Here is an 18,439-nt window from a genome sequence, read left to right as displayed (position 1 = left end):
CCCGCATGCTCCCCTGTAGAGCCCCCACCGCCCTTGGCGAAGAGCGTGGGCCGACGAAAGCGGTAGCTTGCAACGCTAGCTGCGAGACTTTGGCGTTTGAAGACGGCCAAGGACTTCATAGGCAGAATGCGCTGTTCATCCGGTGGAACGGGACAAGTTGTGGCCGTTTGGAGGCTGAAACGCTCTAAAGCAGCCTACCGAGCGCAATGATGGCCTGGAAAAGCCAGTCTGAAAGCTTCCGACTACGCGGTAGCGTCCGACGTGGACCTTCTAACCGGCACGCTCGTTAGCTTGGGCGTGTAAATTTCCATCGGGGTCATGGCTGTCACTCCTCGACGGGCGCCGGGAGACTCTCTCCCGAACCTCCAACCCACTCTTCCTCTCTCGGATCGCGTGCCCCAGAAGCTCCGGCATTGCGGCAGCGGCCACGTCAGGGCTGACAGCCAGGGGAAGGCTTGGGCTTCAGGAAGTCGCCCACGGGACCAAGCGCCGCTTCACCTTCCGGAATCCGCTGTGCTTTCTTGCACAAGAAAACCGGGACCCACCGAGATATGGCGACCCTGCTGAAATTGCACAGGCAATTTGTGTTGAGATTGAGCAACTGCAAGTTCTCCCCGGCCCTAGCCAATACATGTATAAACTGACCCAACGTCATGATACGCGAAGAGCGTGTCATGGTCGAAGCTGAGAGAGTGGTTGCATGTCGAGCAGGTTTGTCCGGCCCGTGGTGGTGCAAATTGGCCGGCATGACGGTGAGCGCGTCATATTCGATGTGAACGACGCAGCCACGATCCTGCTGCGGAGTTTCCCTCATCAGACTGAGAAGCGAAAACTGGCTATGGATGTATGTCTTCAGGTTCTGCGTGGTGAAGCCCAGACGCCGGTAGCGAGAGGAGCCTTCGTTGCAGCGGCGTTAGAGGCGAAAATCCTACGCAGCGACTGATAGCCAAATGGATAGCAGGCTCAATGGCTCCCAGAGTGAATGGGGAAGCTGAGCTTCACGCCCGTTGCAGCGGTGCCCGGGATTTATGTAGCCGATAGCAGAGCGCCGAGTCCTGCCGTCATGGGAAACAACCCGGCGTTCATCTGCCTGACTCGACACCGGTCAGAAAGGCGGCAATATTGACGTTGATCGGAGATAGCATATGCGAGATTTGCCGGGCGACATCGATGCGGACGTTGTGATCGAAGTCAGTCGGTTCCTCGATGATGCCGAGGATCTCGCGCCTTTGCCGGTGCATGAACTGGTCAAGCGGATTCGTACGACACTCCAGACCCGCCTTTCCGATCAAGCAATCGAAGAACTGGTGGTCGAGATGGCGTCGAAACGTGGTTTGCCTATGGTCTTCGGCAAGCCAGCATAGTCAATTCTTCCAGAACACTTGGAAATATCGGCAAAGGCGGGCGGCGAATTGTCATTGCCTTCGAATGAGCGGCAAGAATAGCAGGTCGAGAAAACGGCCATGGATCAGTCTTCCGCATGCCGGGCTGGCGAAGATAAGCCATGGGCTTGACAGCCTGTCATCATGGTTCTCATTTCACCGGTGAAGTGGCAACGCAGACTGCACCATCCTGGCAGCGAGACCGCCCAATCAGCGCTGGGCGTAGTCGTCAGTTTGCCCGTTTCTCGCGCGCAAGAAAAAGGCCGGACCAAAGGTCCGGCCAAGTATGAAGGTAAAACCTCCAGAGGGGAACGCGCCGGACGATGGGAGGAAACATCCGAAGCACCGCGCATGTAGGTCAGTAAAGGTGAGACTTCAACGACATGCCGGTAGGCCACCGGACTTGGTCATCTTGGTGCACTGAAGCTTTGCGTGCCTGATGCGCTTGCCGAAATCACATAGTGGGTTCAGCCAGCCGCCCAACAGCGGTCCCGGCAGGACGATCAGCTTCGCTGATGTTCGAGCGAGTGAAAGCATCGTTCAATCGCAAGCGACACCTGGCATCTGAAAGGCAAGAAGATCGGGTGGTCCGACTGACCCGGCTTGTCTGGCATCGCATTTCCTATACGAGAGCAAAGCCCGCGCCGCTTGCAGGAAGCGCGGGCCGATCGGGAGCCCGGTGAAGATCCCGATCTTCAGCAACGATGGGTTAGCATCGTCTGCCGCAGCACGAATAGTTAGAGATCACTAATGGTTCGTCAAGCCGACTTTGTACGGTGTCGGAATACGCCTACAGCGTGCCTCGTCCTGGCCGAGTATCAAAACCCGCAGCCCGCCACCTAAGAAGCGGTGACGGGCCAACCGGGAAGGGTCAGAAGGGCTACGTTGCGCTACGTGTTCGTCAATCGTAGACCTTCACAATTTTTCGGGTACCCGGATCCACAAGGACGGTTCGGTTGTCGATCACCGCATAGCGATATTTGACATTGGGGATTTCGTGAACCTCGACGGTGTCGGGCAGAGCCGTACCCACATTGAGTTCGACACCGGGAACCTTCACAGAAGCGAGCGGCTGCTTCTTAACATATTCCCTTACGACCGTGTCCTGTTCAGGCGTGATCACAACGTCCTGAGCTGCAGCTGCGCCGACGCCGGCCAGCAGCAGAACCGCAGCAGCGGCGATCTTGAAATTGGTTCTCATGTTTCAATGCTCCTATGGAGTGCGTTGCCCCGCCCCGCCGAACTTGATTGAATTCAAAATGTTCCTCCCCTGGACCTTAGTCCACGTAACGACTGGACCTAGGTCTGACTTGCCACGGCAACGGTTCTGACGTTCTGACCGCCTCGCCCAGTTCGAGGCGTCATTTGTCGCACTGTTGGAAGAAACGTTTGCGCGCTTGTGGAAACGCCAAACAGGCGACTTCATACCTGATGAGATTAGCCAGCTGTGAGCGCCTTTGCCGCTGGAAGCACTAAGAAGGGTCGAAAGCCTCTTAAATATCTCCGCGTTTCAGTCGACCGCAGCCGCCGCCAATTTTCCAGCGCGCAGCAGGTATTGCTAAGCGGCGGAGAGAGCCCGCCAATGCGGTGGCCAGGGACATCCTATAATGTCCTGTCTTTCAATCAAAACAAGATGGTTATGAAGTTTCAACTGTCCAGCGATGTCGATTGAGGTTCAACCAAATCCGTCTACGTTGTTGGGCGAGTTCGAGATCTTCGATAAAGCGCCAGGGCCAGCACCCAGGAAAACAACTTAGCGCTCTCCAGCTCAAGCAGAAGCTATCTCCTGGCAGATACACCGATGGAAATGGATTTTATCCGGTTGTTGACCCATCGGGCGCCAAGCGCTGGATACTCTGGGTCGTCGTCCAGGGACGGCGGCGGGACATAGGGCTGGGAGGTGTCTCGCTTGTCGGTTTGGCGGAGGCGCTCAAGGAGGCCAACCACATGCTCGATATGCTCAAGAACAAGAACCTCAGCGACGCGAAAGCCAGGATCACCTGATCCTCGCCACCTGAGATCGCATGGCGGGCAATCAGCGGCTGCAACCAAATCGACTGAAGCTCGTTGTACCTTGTCGAGTTCTGTACGTTTCCGACAAATCTCTTGCGAAGTAGCGTACATTGGGTAAGATGGCCCGCGGGCGGCCTCTCGACTGGTCCTGCGATGAGGCGAGCCATGGGCAATAACGATCTGTCCGTCGTCCTGCGCGATGCTAGGTTTCTCCTGCTTCAGATCCGAAGGTCCGTCTCATCGGGCGGTCACATTGAGGCTGTGCCGGAGTTCGACGCGCTGGTTGGCGTGGCAGTTGACGAGGCCACGCGCAAGCTGTCCGCTTTGGATAATGAAAAACCAAAGCGAGGCGATTTGCCCGACTAGCGAAAACATATCCGGCCGAGCTGTCCGCAGTTGAACTGGCAGCGTATTGTCCCCGCTGATGGCCGCGAGCGGGAGATAACTGTGGGCATTGCGAGGATTTTTGACATCAAGTTAACTCTCAAGGGGCTTCGCGCCATCCGGTCGTCGCACATCAGCAGTGAACATAGCGAAGCAGCAAGAGCCGGAGAGTTGGACTGCTTTCCAGCGCAGCGTTGAACGGCTCCGCGTCGATGCCAACCGCCTCACTCGTCACCTGAATATAGCAATCGTGGGTTGCCCAGTCGACGCCCATGACCAAGGCGCAGGCGGTCATACCTTCGCGGCCGATAATACTACCTCCGCATTCGCTTCCGGTCGAATTTTCGCCACGACAGATCCGATGCCGCTTTCGAGAAAGTAGACGCACTCAATGGGCTCGGCAGCCGATTCCAGCGGAGTCTTCAATTTAAGATGCCGGTTGTGCATGTAGGGCTGAAGGAGTTCGAAATCGGCTTGGCTGAGGCGACCTAACAGTTCGCTTCTGCTCTGGGTAACTTCCTGGTCCATGGCGCCCTCCCATAAAGGCAAGAGCGCTTGTCATCTCCCAGCCGCCTGCGCCCGTGGCAAATGCAGACGATGGCAAACTGTACCATAATTCCGCGAACCGTACATTTTGCACTATTGCCGATTTGGGGAGTCGCTGGACGGCTCCGAAACCCCGCTGTCTGGTGCTCGGGTCACGCGGTGATTTGATGGTTTTGCGTGTGTAGTGGTCGCCTCAGGCGACGTCCTCTGACGACCCTTTGAGGGTCCGGTAGATTTGCAACCGCGAGCACTTCACCGTCTTCGCTATCTCCGAGACGCCCACCGGCGTTCGGTGTTGTCACCTGTGCTCTTTTCCGTGGAAATCTCGCCGCTGGTGTCGGATCGTGGCTTTCGACAACGTCTTTCAGACAAGCAACGAGACTGTCAACGCGCGTCGGCGTGAACAAGGAGGACGACATGACGGATCACATCATCGCGCCTTACCGGGACTGGTTTGAAGCGCATAAGGTGCACTTCAAGAAAGAAAAGGCGTTTACGCACCAGCGTCAACAACTCGCGGCGGACCGGCGAGCCCTGCCTTGGCTGCGGATCGAAAAGCCGTACGAGTTCGATACGACTACGACCCAAGGAAGAAAATCGCTCGCTGACCTCTTTGAGGGCCGTAGCCAGTTAATCGTCTATCACTTCATGTTTCCGCCTAATGCGGATTATCGCTGCACCGGCTGTTCATTCCTTTCGGATCACATCGACGCCGCCAATCAGCATTTGATGCATCACGATGTCTCCCTGGTCGTATGCTCGCGCTCCTCTGACTGAGTTGCTGGACTTCAAGGCGCGGATGAATTGGCAGTTCGATTGGGTGTCGTCATTCGGAAGCGATTTCAATTTCGACTTCCAGGTATCGTTCACGGAGGATCAGATCGCCTCGGGGAGGGTGTTGTTCAATTTTGAAGAGGTCGCGATGACAGGGAGAGACCGCGCTGGAGCGACCGTCTTCTACAAAGATGGCGATGGCGAGATTTATTGCACTTTCCAGGTGCGAGGACGTGGCGGCGAGAACCTGATCGGCACATACAGCTATCTCGACCTGACCCCGCTCGGTCGCAATGAAAATGGGCCGTCCCATACTCTGGGCGATTGGGTCCGTCTTCATGACGAGTATGATGCTCGATGATAATCCCGGCGGCGGCGGGGGTCACAATCGTCGCTCTATGAGGGTCTGCAACCACCCAGCAGAAAGAGCAGCACCCGGCAGGATCTCTCGACGCCACCTTGATTGGTTTGGGAAAGTAACGTGAGGAACGCTGTCGCGAACTATCTCCGCGAGGAAGGCTACAGAAATCCGGCAAGGTCCAATAACGTCCATGAAAAATGTGGGGTGAAGCGTGGGGTGCGGCGCTTCATTTTCCCTCTTCGGCTGCAGCCCTGCGAAACGAGCCGCCATCAGAATCACCATCTGTTCTCGTCGTTCGTGCTACAATCGAAGACGAACGTAGAGACCGACAGCGGCGCTTGGCAGGGTAACACCCCTGCATTCCCCTACGGCTGGTAATCCTTTTGGCGCAATTGCGTGAGCGCTGAAGTAAAATTACACTTCGGCTTACGTGGGGAAAGGCGCCATGTGCGGCGCAGACAATGTGCCCCCCAAAGCCCCGCCGCCGCATGGGTGCATGTCCCCACGGCTTCGCCTGAACGGTAAAAACCCGCCGTCGCAACGGCGGGTTTTTATCGTTTCCGGGTTACGCAGCTACTTGCGTATGATCCATTCCAGCAACTCAGGATCGATGTCATCGCTATCCGTGAAGTCGCTTATCAACTGCTCAGCAAACGTACGCCATCGATCTTCAGGGATTTTCTCTTCGATGACGAGTTTTATGAAGGCGCTGCGCAGAACGTCGCAGACAAAAGGCGATACCTGATTACATGGCCGGTCCATGATGCCAACTCCCCATCAGAGGGCGGGAGCTTTGCGAAGTCTCAAGCACCGACGCCCTATAACCCAGTTGGTGACGACTTCGATTCATAAGCACATCCGACGTAGGCACAATGGGATTCCACCGTACGTTTTTAACCAAACCGAAGTGCCTGGATTGCCCGGCTTCGGGCGAGCGCTAGCTTGGCGGGGCGGCTATGACTAGCCGCAGCGCCGACGCGGGTTTCACTGTTGTCTCGCCGGCAATACCGCGCCGGCCGTTTTGCCGGGTCTGTCAAATATGGAATCGCCTTAGCCTGTTTGGCGTACTTTCAGCGCGATGCCCTCTTTTGAGTTGCCTTTGATAGTTGCGAACGCAAAGAGGGCGGGGTCGCGCCCGCCCTCTTCTCGTGAGTTGCAGCCGTGGCTACTTACCCGACAGCTGCTTGGCGTTCTCGGCCGTGATCGCCGTCGTGTCGACGGTGACCGTGGGTTCCACCGACGAGGCGCAATCGACCAGGATCTTCTTCGACATTTCGATCGCTTCCTTGGCGCCGGTCGGATAGGTGAAGGTCGCCGCCCAATCACCCTTGGCGACGGCTTCGATGCCGCCCGCAGGTCCCGGCAAGCCATCGGTGCCGATGATCTTGACGTCCTTGCCGGCGCCCTTGGCGGCAAGCAGCGCGCCCGCCGCCATCATATCATTCGAGGCGTAGAGCACCTTGATGTCGGGATGCGCCTGCAGCATGGCGGCGAGGCGGTCTGGGCTTTGTCCGGCACCCAGTCGGCCGCCTGCTCAGCCACAACCTGGATCTTGGCATTCGCCTTCACCCCGTCCTTAAAGCCGTTCAGCCGTTCGACCGCCGGCGTGGAGCTTGGCAGTCCCTCGAGCACGGCTGCCTCGCCGCCGTCCGGCAGCAGGGTCTTGGCGGTGTATTTGCCCGCTTCCATGGCGATCTTGTAGTTGTCGCCGCCGATAAAGGCGGTGTAGTCCTTGCCAGGATCGCCAACCGTCTTGCGATCGAGTTCGATGACCGGGATGCCGGCATCCATGGCACGCTTGACGGCAGGCGTCAGCGGTGCCGCCTCGAAGGGCGAGATCAGCAGGAGGTCGACCTTCTGGGTGATGAAGTTGTCGACCTGCGAAGTCTGCGTGTTGACGTTGCCGGCGCCGTCGGCGATCTGCAGCGTGAAGCCTGGCACTTGCTTCGCTGCCGCGGTCAGCTCGTCATTGACGTGCTGGCGATAGGGTTCTGCATTGTTCGCCTGCGAAAAGCCGATGATGAACTGACCGTCCTTGGCGCAGGCCTTGACCATCGGGCCGGCAGCCTGGGCGGCTCCCGCCATGCACAGGCCAGCGCCTGCCATAAGCGCGGCCTTGAGGGCACGCCTTTTTCTCGTGGTTTCCATATTCACTCTCCTCCTCGTCGGGCCGGGGCCAGACCTTGGTTGACTGACTCTTACTTGCCGCCGCCTTCGTCCTAACGGCCCAAACCCTCGCGGCGGCGAACGAGGGATTGAAGCACTGCCGCCAGCACGATGATCGCGGCGGTCGCGAGCAGCTGCATGGCGGGGGTGATGTTGTTGAGCTGAAGGATGTTGGCCAGCGCGCCGAGCATGATGGTGCCGGCGACGGTGCCGACCATCGAACCGGCGCCGCCGAACAGGCTGGTGCCGCCGATGACCACGGCGGCGATCGCGGTGAGCTCGTAGCCCATCCCGTCATTGGCGCTGCCGAAATTGAACTGGCCGGCATGCACGATACCGGCCAGCGCGGAGGCAAAGCCGGTGATGGCATAGACCGAGATCTTCACCATCGACACCGGCACGCCTGAAATGCGCGCGGCGCGCTCATTGCCGCCGACGGCAAAGACATAGCGGCCGAAACGTGTGGTGTTGAGCACCACGGTGGCGATCGCGGCGAAGGCTATGAACACGATGGTGGCCACCGGAACGGTGTTGCTGAACAGGCGTTCGCCAAGCACCGCGAACACCGGGGGCGCCAGGCCAGGCCCGTCGCCATAGGAAATGTTGATGTACTGATTGCCCGACACCACCAGCGCCAGGCCGCGCGCCGCCTGCAGGCCGGCCAGCGTGACGATGAACGGCTCGAGCCGGAAGCGGCTGGAGATAGTGCCCTGGATCGTGCCGAAGACGATGCCCATGATCAGCACGGCAAGAATGGTCGGGATGAGGCCAAAGCCACCCGAAATCATCATCGATGCGGTCACCACGCTGGACAGACCAAGCACGGCGCCGACCGAGAGGTCGATGCCGGCGGTGATGATGACGAAGGTCATGCCGATGGCGATGATGCCGGTTTCCGACACGGCGCGCACGATGTTGGCGATGTTGTCGGGGTTGAGGAACAGGATCTCGCCATGCCGGCGCGGCGAGAAGATGATGCCGCCGATCGCCACCAGCACCAGTCCAATCAAGCTCTGGAAACGCACGATGAGGGCCAGCGGGTCGCGATGTTTTGCTGCCGGCACGGGCACCACAGGCGCCCCTGCGATCGAAATCTTGTCCTGCGCCATCAGGCCTCCCTGCCGTTTGCCGCGGCAAGCACCGTGTGCTCGTCGACGCCGCCGATGAATTCCGCCACATTGCGCCCCTGGCGCAGCACCACGATGCGATCGCACAGGCCGATCAACTCCGGCATCTCGCTGGAGGCGACCAGGATGCCGAGCCCTTGCGCCGCGAGTTGCCGCAGCCGCGCATAGATCTCGCCCTTGGCGCCGACATCGACGCCGCGTGTCGGCTCGTCGAGCAGCAGCAGCCGGGGATTGCCGAGAATCTCCTTGGCCAGCACCACCTTCTGCTGGTTGCCGCCCGAAAGCGCGCCGACGGCGATGTCAGAGTTCTTCGGCCTGATGTCGAACTGGCCGAATGACTGCCTGACGGCATCAGCCTGGCGGCGCGGCGACATCAGGCCTGCCGGCGAGATGCGGCGGATCACCGACATGACGAGGTTGAGGCCTACCGCCATTCTGAGCATCAGGCCGCTGCCTCGGCGATCGTCGGTGACGAAGGCGATCCCCGCGTCGCGCGCGGCCTTGATCGAATTCAATTTCACCGGCCGGCCGTCAATGGCGACCTCGCCTTCCCAACGGCCGGACAGACCGGCGCCATAGAGCGCGCTCAGCAGTTCCGTGCGCCCTGCCCCCATGATCCCGGCCAGGCCGACGATCTCACCGGCATTGACGTCGAGCGAGATGCCGGTCGGCGGCTGCCATCCGGCACTTTCATGGGCAAGCCGGAAGCTCGCGTCGCGCAGGCTGAGCAGCGTCTTGCCGGCCGTCCTGGCGCGTTCGGGATAAAGCTCCTCCAGCGGCCGCCCGACCAGCAGCCGAACCAGCTCCGCCTGCGGCGCGCGCGGCTCAGTGACCCCGGCAACGCGGCCGTCGCGCATCACCGTCACCCGGTCGGCGATCAGCGGCACCTCTTCCAGGCGATGCGAGATATACACGATACCGACACCGCTGCCGGCTAGCTTGCGCATGATGTCGAACAGCCTTTCGACCTCGCCGACCGTCAGTGCCGCCGTAGGCTCATCCATGATCAAAACGCGCGAGGCGTAGGACAGCGCCTTGACGATCGCCACGACCTGGCGCTGACCGATCGACAGATCGGCGACCATGCTGGCCGGATCTATGGCAAGCTCGATGGCTTCCAAGCGTTTGCGGGCCTCGCCGCGCATCGCCGGCACGTCGAGGAAACCGCCCGGCCGCATCAGTTCGCGGCCAAGGAACAGGTTGGCCGCGACGTCGAGCGTCGGCACCAGGTCGAGCTCCTGGAAGATGGTGGCGATGCCGGCCGCCTGCGCCTCGCGCGGATTGTTAAAGGCTACCTGCTTGCCGTCGATGAGGATGCTGCCCTCGTCCGGGATGTAGACGCCCGATAAGAGATTCATGAGAGTCGACTTGCCGGCGCCGTTCTCGCCGAGGAGTGCGTGGATTTCCCCGGCCTTGAGGTCGAAGTCGACGCCGCGCAGCGCCTGGACACCGCCGAAGCGCTTGACCGCACCGGTGACGGAAAGCAGCGGCGCGCTCATGCCGGCCTCGCACACGATTGCCGGGCCTGCAGCGTCGCCTGCAGCCGGACCGCCTGCGGCTCCAGGCCGCTCGACGCAATGCGGGCGCAGAGCAAGGCCGCGGCCTGCCGGCCGATCTCGGTGCAGGGCTGGGCGACGAGTGTCAATCGCGGCTCGAAGCAATCGGCCCATTCGAAATCGTCGAAACCGGCAAGCGAGATATCCCCTGGTATCGAGAGACCCCTTTCGCGGATTGCCCGTACCGCTCCGATGGTCGTCATATTGTTGCCGGTGATCAATGCCGTGGGCGAAGACGGCAGGGACAGAATGGCGTGGGTTGATGCGGTGGCGCTCACCGTGTCGACGTTCTCGCACGAGACATACTGCGGCAGGCATTCAAGTCCATTGGCGGCAAGCGAGGCGCGAAAGGCCTCGATGCGCTCACGCGTCGTCGCCAAGCCCGGCTGGCCAGCGAGATAGCCGATGCGCTTGTGACCGAAGGAGGCGACGTGGTCGATGAGCGCCCGCATCGCCGTTTCGTTCTCGACACCGATCTGGTCAAAGCGCTGATCGGCGAAGCGGTCTATAAGCACGCAGGGCAGCTTCTTCTCGGCCAAATAGTCGATGGCGCGCTGCGGCGCGCCCGACGGTGCCAGGATAACGCCGTCGACCCGCCGCTGGTGGAAGGCGCGCACCACCGACAGCTCGCGATCGGGGTCCTCCTGCGTGTCGGAGAGGAACACCATGAGGCCAAGACGCGCGCATTCGGCTTCCACCGCGCAGATGATGTCGGTGAAATAGGGGTTGGAAATCGCCGAGATCGCCAGGCCGACGCTGTTGGTCGAGGCCACCTTCAGCGATCGCGCCAGTTCGTTGGGCTGATAGCCCATCGCGGCGATCGCATCATTGATCAGCCGCGCCTTCTCCGGCGAGACAAAGCGGGTCCGGTTGATGACATGCGAAACAGTCGAAACCGACACGCCGGCGCGGCGCGCGACCTCAGCCATTGTCGGCATGGCGGCTCAATTGGAGTGCTGGCAAGCGCTCCTCCCTGATGATGCATTTCCGGTCCGCTCTTATTGGTTCTGGCGGATTTGGGACTAAGGTAGCTCTGTCGAAACGTTTGCGCAATCGCTTCGATGACCATTTTCCACCAAATCTGCTCTCGGCACAATTTCAATCAAACTGACCGGTGGAGGGGCGGCAACGCGGAGCCAATGCGAGGAACGCATGAGCCCAACCGAGAAAGACTCCCAGAATGCAGCTTAGACTCCAGCGTTTACGCGCTCATCGTCACTGACTGCTTTTCCCTCTTTCTTATAACTCGTCAGGGGGGAATCGATGATCACGGTACCTTGATGCGGCCGGTTATTCTCCTGGCAGTAGCGTAGCAGCGCGATCACGAATGCGGCGTATAGGATTGGACGAATTCCGCACGCCGGAGCCACGGACGCCATAGAAGACCGAGCGCTTCTGCACGCCCACGCTGCATGTGATCCGATGGACTTCGCGCGGCAGATCGCCGACCCAATAGGGCAGGCGCTTTGCCATCACCTCTTGCCACTCGGGCGTCTCGCCGACGCCGCCGAGCGTGTAGCACTCGCCGAAGCCGGCGTTCATGGCCAGGCTTCATCGAGCGCGGCCGAGCCTTGTTCCTGACAAAATTGCTGTCGGCCTTCACCGGGTTTTGCGGGCAAATTTCGGAACCATGCCTTTCGCCTGCGGTTTATGGAATGAAGGGACCGAGTTCCGAAGGAGAAATCAGATGAAACATCTTCTGATCACGAGCATGATCGCGCTCGGCGTCGGTTGCGGCGCCGCGATGGCGCAGACCGAATCCGCGCAGCCGAGCNCCAACACCGAGGAGCAGGCTCAGGGTACGGCCAAGTGCCAGACCGGCATGACCAATTGCCCGAAGGGTTCGAAGACGAATGAGCAGGCCCAAGGCAAGACCAAGATGAAGACCACTGAGCAGAATGCTCAGGGCAAGACCGGCACCACCACTGAGCAGAACGCCCAGGGTACGACCAAGATGCAAACCCAGCAGAACGCCCAGGGTAAGACCGGTACAACCACTGAGCAGAACGCCCAGGGCAAGACCGGCACCGCCACTGAGCAGAACGCCCAGGGTACGACCAAGATGCCGACCCAGCAGAATGCCCAGGGTAAGACCGGTACAACCACCGAGCAGAACGCCCAGGGCAACGCCAACGTCCAGACCGACCAGAACAAGACGGCCTCGATCAACAACGTGACGGTCGAGCAGAAGACGCAGATCACGCAGATCATCCACGAGACCCACGTCCAGCCGGTTCGCGATGTCGGCTTCGACATCTCAGTCGGCGTCGAGGTGCCCCGGCATAAGATCCGCCTGCATCGGCTGCCACCGCGTATCGTCAAGATCGTCCCGGCTTATGAACGCTACGAATATTTCGTGCTGGCCGACGGACGCATAGTCATCGTCGATCCGGATACCTACGAGATCGTGGCTATCCTGGAGGCCTGATCGGGACAACATCGCGAAAAGCAAAAGACGCTGCCGTGCCGCAAGGCTCGGCGGCATCTTTTTGCTATGGCCTCGAAAGTCCGCTCGCGTTGGAAAGACACGCAAGATGTCATGAATTGAAATCACACAACCGACAGAAAGGCCGGAACAGCTGCGTGAGCCCCATGTGGCTCCCAATCGCGGACGATCAGGTTGCGGCCCCATTTCAGTCATCCAGGATCGCCAGGCCAGTAGGGCCGTTCATGGATCGAACCGCGAGAGCTGACATTGCCGTTCGCGGCAGGCCAACGAATGAGCCCCGGTGCGGTTGCTGGTGCGCGGTCCATAGACTGGTCACGTGAAGCCGTTCTGTACCAGAAGAAGAAGCCAGCTCGCTGTCCAATATTGCGGGGATGGGAAGCCAGTTCAGAATCTAATGAGGGCAGAACCGCTCGCCGTTCCGGGCCTCACGGACGAACGCGGATGATCGTCTTCCCTGTCCGTCGCTCGGTCGGGTTGAAGGCGGCGACGGCGTCATCGAGGGTCGAGACGTTGCCGATGTTTGTCCGTAGCCGCCCATCCCGCACTCGCTGGACGATCTCACTCAGTTGGGCACGATCGGACTCGACAACGAAGTCGATCGCCAGTCCGTCCGCAGGCCGCGCCTCGGCCGGTCCGACGATTGTCACCAGTGTTCCTCCGGCTCGAATCAGGCCCGCGGACCGCTTCTGGATGTCGCCGCCGATGACATCGAAAACCAGATCGACGCCGCCGACGTCTTCCAGGGCGTCGTTCTCAAGGTCGACGAACTCGTTCGCGCCAAAGTCGAGCGCCTTCTGACGGTCGGGGGCGCGTCCGGTGCCGATGACGTAGGCGCCGGCCTCACGTGCGAGTTGCGTCACCATCGACCCGACTGCGCCGGCCGCGCCGTGCGCGAGGACGCTCTGCCCCGCCTGAAGGCGGCCGTGCTGAAACAGTCCCTGCCACGCGGTCAGGCCCGAGATCGGCAAACTAGCGCCTACCGCAAAGTCGACGTCGCCTGGCAACGGCGCGAGGTTGCGTGCCTCGACGGCCACATACTCCGCCAGGGTGCCGTCACGATACCAATCGGTGAGACCGAACACCCGCTGGCCCACCGACAGTCCCGTTGTGCCGTAGCCGAGGGCGGTGACCGCTCCGGCCAACTCGTGCCCGGGGATCGATGGCGTCCGGTCACGGTCGACGCGATCGGTCCAGGTTGAGGGCCACGCCAACTCAGTCGGGACGAACCCTGACGCATGAACCTGAACGACGACGTCGTTTATCGCTGCCTGTGGCTCGGGTCGCTCCACGAGCCTCATTCCGGCCGTTCCCGCAGCCTGATCCGTCACAACGATTGCCTTCATCGGAAATGTCTCCTCGGTCATTTGTCACGCGGCAATGTCGGTAGATATGTCTCGCTCCGGTCATGAAACAGGAGCAAGATTGGCGGGAATGCTGATATCATTGCGCCATGGCCGCTATGCCACAGTATCGCTTTGAAGGCATTCCCGTCTTGCTGAGGTCGCTGGCTCGGGCGGTGACCGATCTTTGGCCTGCTCAAACAGAAATCATTGCGGGTCTTGAACTGGGGGCATTCGTCTCGTCACAGCGATCTCGATTGAGACCGGACTGCCGGCGGCATTTGTCCGAAAAGGGGCCAAGACCTACGGGACGTGTGTCGTGCCATCGAAGGCCAGGACATCGCAGGACGGAAAGTGACCTTTATCGAGGATGTCATCACGACCGGAGGCGTCGTTGCGGACGCCCATCAACTTCGGCGAATGAAGGGGCGGAGCCTACGGCCACCGGGTGGACTACAATGCGGTTGCAGCCAATCGATCCGTAAGCGCCGCCTGGGGCTGGCAAGAAAGGGCAGCAGACAACGCTCTTGGCTAGTCCCCAAAAACTCGTCGCAAAAAGGCACGGACGTCCGTTCCGCGTTGCCCGTTCTTCCGGTCTTCACGCGGGCTGATCTGGAATGGTGGCTTCGATACCGTTCTTGAATTCTGGGGAGTCAAATGCATGAGGAGCATCCGGGTAGACGTTGAGTTGCACGGAGCTTCCCTTGCCGCTGCGCTGAGTCATCATCTTTCGGCATTTTTTGGCGAGGCTCCAATCCGCCGCCGGCCACAATCATCCTGAGTCGACGCCCCTGCCCTACGAGTGTAGCATTTCTAATTTGCCAGCGCTGTCTCAGCTCTAACTTGCTTTAACAAGCAGAGTTTGGCGGCTGAATGCAGGTTTTTCGCCATGCGGCAGTTCGGCATGTTTTGGCGGTCGTATGCGCGATCTGGCGAGGCGAAGGGTGCCCTATCATCTAAGGCGGCGAGCGAGGAGATGCCCAGAATATGTACCTACGCGACCGCTGCAGACGCCGCACAGAAAATTGGAACGAATCTTGCTTAAAATTGACTTGGCGCATCGGATCTCGCGCGGGCACGAACATGAACCTCATCAGCGTCGACATACGAATGCTCCGATCGATGCAATGTGTCGCGGAAACCGGCAGCATTACGGAGACGGCGCGGCGCCTCAGCCGCTCACAACCCGCCATTACTCTGCAACTTCAGCGACTCGACGGCATTTGCGGCTGCAACCTGTTCCGTCATGACGGACGCAAGATGGTGCTTACTTCCGATGGCAGGCTGGTGCTTTCTTATGCAAATTCGATCCTGCGCCTGCACGACGAGCTGCTGTCACGCCTCTCGTCGCCCGACATCGAAGGCCAGGTGATCCTTGGTACGCCCGATCTCTACGCGGCCTATCTGCTGCCGTCGATCCTGGCCGTATTCCAGCGCGCCTTCCCGCGTGTCCAAGTCCTGCTTCAATGTTCGCTATCGACGCCGCTGGTCGCGCAGGTCCATCGCGGCGAAATCGACATCGCGCTCGTCACGCGGATGAACGACTTCATCGGCGGGCGGGTCGTGCGTCAGGAACAGCTCGTCTGGATCACTGGGGAACACTCAACGGCGCACATCGAGATACCCTTGCCGCTGGCACTGCTGCCGCCTGGCAACATTTATCGCGACCACGCCATCGAGCACCTCGAAATGGCGGGCCGTCCTTGGCGCATCGCCTGCGTCAGCGAAAGCGTCAGCGGCCTCCAAGCCGCGGTGTTTTCGGGTATGGCCGTCACAGTGCTCGGCCGCAGCGCGCTCGTTTCGGGCATGCGCGAGATCGTCGCCAGCGGCGAATTTCCGACACTGCCGAAGGTGGACCTGCTGCTCTACAAGGCGCAAGGCGCGACCACGCCGGCCGCCAAGGCGCTGTACGACTATCTTTCGCACTATCTTGATATCAGCCGCGAGATCGGCGGTGTGCTGATGCCGGACATGCGTGAAGCTGAAAGCGAAGAACCCCTCACTGGAAGTTGAGCGGCGGCCATTCCAGCGCCCAAGGCCGTGCCTGCTCGAACGCTCCCGCCAGCGCAATGACGGAGCTCTCCCGCATCCATGGCGCGATCATCTGCAGGCCGATCGGCAGACCCGAGGAATCGCGCCCGCAAGGAACCGTCGCGGCTGGCAGGCCGCACAGATTGACCGGCCAGGTGAAGGGCGACCAGCCCAGATGCGCGTCGACCAGACGCCCGTCAACGCAGGATGCGCCGAGCGTGCCGGCCGCGAAGGCGGTGACTGCGACCGTCGGCGTCAGCAATATGTCGACGGTGCCGAACAGCTCGACGAACTGGCTCCTCAGCTTTGTGCGCAGATGCGTTGCCGCCATATAGTCCGCGGCACTGTAGCCAAGGCCTTTTTGAAGAATCGCGCGGAACGCATCGTCCGAATCCACAAACGCTTCTTCACCGCGGCCGCCGACCGATGCCGCTTGTTCGGTGAAGGCGATCGGCTTGAGCACCTTGTCCAGCATCTGCGGGTCGAGGGTAAAAGGGAACTCGACGAGTTCGGCGCCGGCGGAAGCCAGGATATCCACTGCGGTGCCAAACGCCGCCCGGACTTGCGGGTCGATCGGCGCGTAGCCGAAATCAGCCGAGAAGGCGACGCGCAGGCCCTTCGCTGACGGCGATATCCTCGAATATTCCTGCGGCTTCAGGGCGAGCGAGGCGGCGTCGCGCACGTCGTAGCCCGCAATTGTCTCGAGCAGCAGGGCCGCATCGGTGACTGTTCGAGCAATGGGGCCGGTATGCGCGAGCGATCCCCATGACGGCGGAAAGAAGCCGGGCGCGCGCGAAACGAGGCCAAAAGTCGGCTTGAGACCAAAGACCCCGCAGAACGAAGCCGGGACCCGGATTGAACCGACGCCGTCGGTGCCAATCGCCAGCGGGCCGCAGCCGGCGGCGACACCGGCGGCGGCACCGCCGCTTGAGCCGCCACTGGTGCGGTCCGGTGACCAGGGATTGCGGGTAATGCCGCTGACCGGACTGTCGGCGGTGAGCTTGTAGCCGGATTCACAGGTGGTCGTTTTGCAGGTTACGATGGCGCCGGCATCACGCAGGCGGCGCACGACATGCGCATCGACCTCAGGCACGAAACCGGCGAGTGAAGGCGCGCCCGCTTTCGCCGGTTTACCGGCGACGAAGACGAGATCCTTTACGGTAACAGGAACGCCCGCCAGCGCACGGTTCTCAACGCCCTTTCGGTAGCGCTGTGCTATCACCTTGGCGGCGGAAACAGCCTCGTCATAAAGGTCGGTTACCACGATGTCGCAGACAGCGTCCGCGCGGCGGAGCGCCGACACCGTATCGTCGATCACGTCGACAGCGTCGAAACGGCCTGCTCTGTAGCCGGCGACCATGTCGGCGGCGGAAAGACGCGCAAGGTCGCCCGGCGCGCTGGCCGCGCCGAAATTGGCTGGATTGACGGTCATAAGCCCTCCCGGGCCGGACTTGCGCGGCCGAACCGCGCCGGCCGGCCGCTATTGTCCTTTTGTTGCACCCTGGCCGGCGTTTTGAAGCGCAGCCGATACCGCTCGCCGTGCCATCACCATCACCAGATTGGCGCGATAGTCGCGATCCGCATGGATATCGGAATTCAATCCCGATGGATCCATCGAGACGCGGTTGAGTGCATCCGGATCGAACCGCTCCTGCAGCGCCGCCTCGACGTCGAGCGCCCTGAAAACCGACGAGGCCGCACCGGTGACGGCGACACGCACCTTTCCGGCCGTCTGTGCGACGAACACGCCGACAATCGCATAGCGCGACGCCGGGCTGCGGAATTTCGCGTAGGCCGCCATTTCCGGAACCGGGATGCGGAAACCGGTGACGATTTCCCCAGGCTCGAGCGCCGTCTCGAACATATCGACGAAGAACGCGGCGGCGGCGACGGTGCGTCTGGTCGTGACCACGGTCGCATCGAGCGCGAGGATCGCCGCCGGATAGTCGGCGGCTGGATCGTTGTTGGCTACAGAGCCGCCGATCGTGCCGCGATGGCGCACTTGCGGGTCGCCGATCTGCCCTGCGAGCAAGGCCAGCCCGGGGATATGCGTCTGCACCAGTACGGAGGCCGCCACGTCGTAGTGACGAGCCATTGCGCCGATGACCAGGGCACCCTCCTCGAATGCTATCTCGCGAAGTGCCGCTACCGCTGAGAGATCGATGATCGCTGCCGGCGCGGCCAAGCCTTGCTTCATCGTGGGTAGCAGCGTCATGCCGCCGGCCAGAATCTTGGCGTCGTTATGCTCGGAAAACAGATCGGCTGCCGCAACGGTCGTCTCGGGCTTCAGGTAGGCGAACGATTTCATCA

At 60.9% G+C, this 18,439-nt stretch carries 16 protein-coding genes and 2 pseudogenes; 7 read left to right on the top strand and 11 right to left on the bottom strand.

The features are described 5' to 3' along the window. Positions 1-700 precede the first annotated feature (700 nt). On the top strand, positions 701-943 hold the full coding sequence (locus X744_RS145460) for a DUF982 domain-containing protein (RefSeq protein WP_023761779.1): 243 nt from the start codon (positions 701-703) through the stop codon (positions 941-943). A gap of 202 nt (positions 944-1,145) precedes the next feature. Next, positions 1,146-1,364 (top strand): hypothetical protein, encoded by a 219-nt coding sequence (locus tag X744_RS0138005; protein WP_031260907.1) that lies wholly within the window; start codon positions 1,146-1,148, stop codon positions 1,362-1,364. Positions 1,365-2,283: 919 nt separating this feature from the next. Here X744_RS0138005 and X744_RS145465 read toward each other — a convergent pair. Further along, positions 2,284-2,583, bottom strand: a complete 300-nt coding sequence (locus X744_RS145465) for a DUF1236 domain-containing protein (RefSeq protein WP_023761776.1) — start codon at positions 2,581-2,583, stop codon at positions 2,284-2,286. Positions 2,584-3,050: 467 nt separating this feature from the next. On the opposite strand from X744_RS145465, the gene X744_RS1000000176295 reads away from it, so the two are divergent. Next, positions 3,051-3,386, top strand: a complete 336-nt coding sequence (locus tag X744_RS1000000176295; RefSeq protein WP_348626176.1) for an Arm DNA-binding domain-containing protein — start codon at positions 3,051-3,053, stop codon at positions 3,384-3,386. A gap of 174 nt (positions 3,387-3,560) precedes the next feature. Beyond that, a complete protein-coding gene (locus X744_RS145470; RefSeq protein ID WP_023761775.1) occupies positions 3,561-3,761 on the top strand; it encodes a hypothetical protein in 201 nt (66 codons plus the stop codon). Positions 3,762-4,070: 309 nt separating this feature from the next. Here X744_RS145470 and X744_RS1000000171115 read toward each other — a convergent pair whose 3' ends face one another. Then, positions 4,071-4,307: a hypothetical protein gene (locus tag X744_RS1000000171115; RefSeq protein WP_023761773.1), complete on the bottom strand. Its 237-nt coding sequence runs from the start codon at positions 4,305-4,307 to the stop codon at positions 4,071-4,073. A gap of 435 nt (positions 4,308-4,742) precedes the next feature. Here X744_RS1000000171115 and X744_RS01000000170180 point away from each other — a divergent pair. Beyond that, positions 4,743-5,460: pseudogene (locus X744_RS01000000170180) on the top strand (thioredoxin family protein). A 573-nt stretch (positions 5,461-6,033) separates the two neighbouring features. Here X744_RS01000000170180 and X744_RS145475 read toward each other — a convergent pair. The 6 genes and pseudogenes from X744_RS145475 to X744_RS145495 form a co-directional block, all read right to left on the bottom strand. Next, positions 6,034-6,222: a hypothetical protein gene (locus X744_RS145475; protein ID WP_023761770.1), complete on the bottom strand. Its 189-nt coding sequence runs from the start codon at positions 6,220-6,222 to the stop codon at positions 6,034-6,036. 403 nt (positions 6,223-6,625) lie between these two features. Beyond that, positions 6,626-7,608: pseudogene (locus tag X744_RS1000000176060) on the bottom strand (substrate-binding domain-containing protein). A 71-nt stretch (positions 7,609-7,679) separates the two neighbouring features. After that, a complete protein-coding gene (locus X744_RS145480; protein WP_023761767.1) occupies positions 7,680-8,735 on the bottom strand; it encodes an ABC transporter permease in 1,056 nt (351 codons plus the stop codon). After that, positions 8,735-10,252, bottom strand: a complete 1,518-nt coding sequence (locus tag X744_RS145485; RefSeq protein ID WP_023761766.1) for a sugar ABC transporter ATP-binding protein — start codon at positions 10,250-10,252, stop codon at positions 8,735-8,737. The genes X744_RS145480 and X744_RS145485 overlap by 1 nt, the downstream gene beginning before the upstream one ends. Then, positions 10,249-11,247, bottom strand: coding sequence for a LacI family DNA-binding transcriptional regulator (locus X744_RS145490; protein ID WP_031260905.1), 999 nt, complete (start codon positions 11,245-11,247; stop codon positions 10,249-10,251). The genes X744_RS145485 and X744_RS145490 overlap by 4 nt, the downstream gene beginning before the upstream one ends. A gap of 352 nt (positions 11,248-11,599) precedes the next feature. Beyond that, entirely contained in the window at positions 11,600-11,851 is a 252-nt protein-coding gene (locus tag X744_RS145495) for a hypothetical protein (RefSeq protein WP_023761764.1), read from the bottom strand. Between the two features lie 145 nt (positions 11,852-11,996). Between X744_RS145495 and X744_RS145500 the strand changes: the two genes are divergently transcribed. Then, positions 11,997-12,737: a DUF1236 domain-containing protein gene (locus tag X744_RS145500; protein WP_023761763.1), complete on the top strand. Its 741-nt coding sequence runs from the start codon at positions 11,997-11,999 to the stop codon at positions 12,735-12,737. Between the two features lie 446 nt (positions 12,738-13,183). On the opposite strand, the gene X744_RS145505 is transcribed toward X744_RS145500, so the two are convergent. Further along, the gene (locus tag X744_RS145505; protein ID WP_031260904.1) at positions 13,184-14,101 is read right to left on the bottom strand and encodes an NADP-dependent oxidoreductase; all 918 of its coding nucleotides are present in this window, start codon (positions 14,099-14,101) and stop codon (positions 13,184-13,186) included. A gap of 984 nt (positions 14,102-15,085) precedes the next feature. Between X744_RS145505 and X744_RS145510 the strand changes: the two genes are divergently transcribed. Further along, a complete protein-coding gene (locus X744_RS145510) occupies positions 15,086-16,111 on the top strand; it encodes a LysR substrate-binding domain-containing protein (protein ID WP_245266815.1) in 1,026 nt (341 codons plus the stop codon). On the opposite strand, the gene X744_RS145515 is transcribed toward X744_RS145510, so the two are convergent. Both X744_RS145515 and X744_RS145520 read right to left on the bottom strand, forming a co-directional pair. After that, the gene (locus X744_RS145515) at positions 16,098-17,561 is read right to left on the bottom strand and encodes an amidase family protein (RefSeq protein ID WP_023761760.1); all 1,464 of its coding nucleotides are present in this window, start codon (positions 17,559-17,561) and stop codon (positions 16,098-16,100) included. The two genes, X744_RS145510 and X744_RS145515, sit on opposite strands and share 14 nt — an antisense overlap. Before the next feature lie 48 nt (positions 17,562-17,609). Further along, positions 17,610-18,437: a xanthine dehydrogenase family protein subunit M gene (locus X744_RS145520; RefSeq protein ID WP_023761759.1), complete on the bottom strand. Its 828-nt coding sequence runs from the start codon at positions 18,435-18,437 to the stop codon at positions 17,610-17,612. Positions 18,438-18,439 lie beyond the last annotated feature (2 nt).

Origin of the sequence: Mesorhizobium sp. LNHC252B00, assembly GCF_000502955.1 — a bacterium.
In the GTDB taxonomy this organism is placed as follows: Bacteria; Pseudomonadota; Alphaproteobacteria; order Rhizobiales; family Rhizobiaceae; genus Mesorhizobium.
This window is presented reverse-complemented; position numbering and strand designations above follow the sequence as displayed.

Excerpts from the sequence above, each read along its gene's own strand:
- X744_RS145460 (WP_023761779.1), top strand. The coding sequence starts at position 701 with ATGTCGAGCAGGTTTGTCCGGCCCGTGGTGGTGCAAATTGGCCGGCAT.
- X744_RS0138005 (WP_031260907.1), top strand. The coding sequence starts at position 1,146 with ATGCGAGATTTGCCGGGCGACATCGATGCGGACGTTGTGATCGAAGTC.
- X744_RS145465 (WP_023761776.1), bottom strand. The coding sequence starts at position 2,583 with ATGAGAACCAATTTCAAGATCGCCGCTGCTGCGGTTCTGCTGCTGGCC.
- X744_RS145470 (WP_023761775.1), top strand. The coding sequence starts at position 3,561 with ATGGGCAATAACGATCTGTCCGTCGTCCTGCGCGATGCTAGGTTTCTC.
- X744_RS1000000171115 (WP_023761773.1), bottom strand. The coding sequence starts at position 4,307 with ATGGACCAGGAAGTTACCCAGAGCAGAAGCGAACTGTTAGGTCGCCTC.
- X744_RS145475 (WP_023761770.1), bottom strand. The coding sequence starts at position 6,222 with ATGGACCGGCCATGTAATCAGGTATCGCCTTTTGTCTGCGACGTTCTG.
- X744_RS145480 (WP_023761767.1), bottom strand. The coding sequence starts at position 8,735 with ATGGCGCAGGACAAGATTTCGATCGCAGGGGCGCCTGTGGTGCCCGTG.
- X744_RS145485 (WP_023761766.1), bottom strand. The coding sequence starts at position 10,252 with ATGAGCGCGCCGCTGCTTTCCGTCACCGGTGCGGTCAAGCGCTTCGGC.
- X744_RS145490 (WP_031260905.1), bottom strand. The coding sequence starts at position 11,247 with ATGCCGACAATGGCTGAGGTCGCGCGCCGCGCCGGCGTGTCGGTTTCG.
- X744_RS145495 (WP_023761764.1), bottom strand. The coding sequence starts at position 11,851 with ATGAACGCCGGCTTCGGCGAGTGCTACACGCTCGGCGGCGTCGGCGAG.
- X744_RS145505 (WP_031260904.1), bottom strand. The coding sequence starts at position 14,101 with ATGAAGGCAATCGTTGTGACGGATCAGGCTGCGGGAACGGCCGGAATG.
- X744_RS145510 (WP_245266815.1), top strand. The coding sequence starts at position 15,086 with ATGTACCTACGCGACCGCTGCAGACGCCGCACAGAAAATTGGAACGAA.
- X744_RS145515 (WP_023761760.1), bottom strand. The coding sequence starts at position 17,561 with ATGACCGTCAATCCAGCCAATTTCGGCGCGGCCAGCGCGCCGGGCGAC.
- X744_RS145520 (WP_023761759.1), bottom strand. The coding sequence starts at position 18,437 with ATGAAATCGTTCGCCTACCTGAAGCCCGAGACGACCGTTGCGGCAGCC.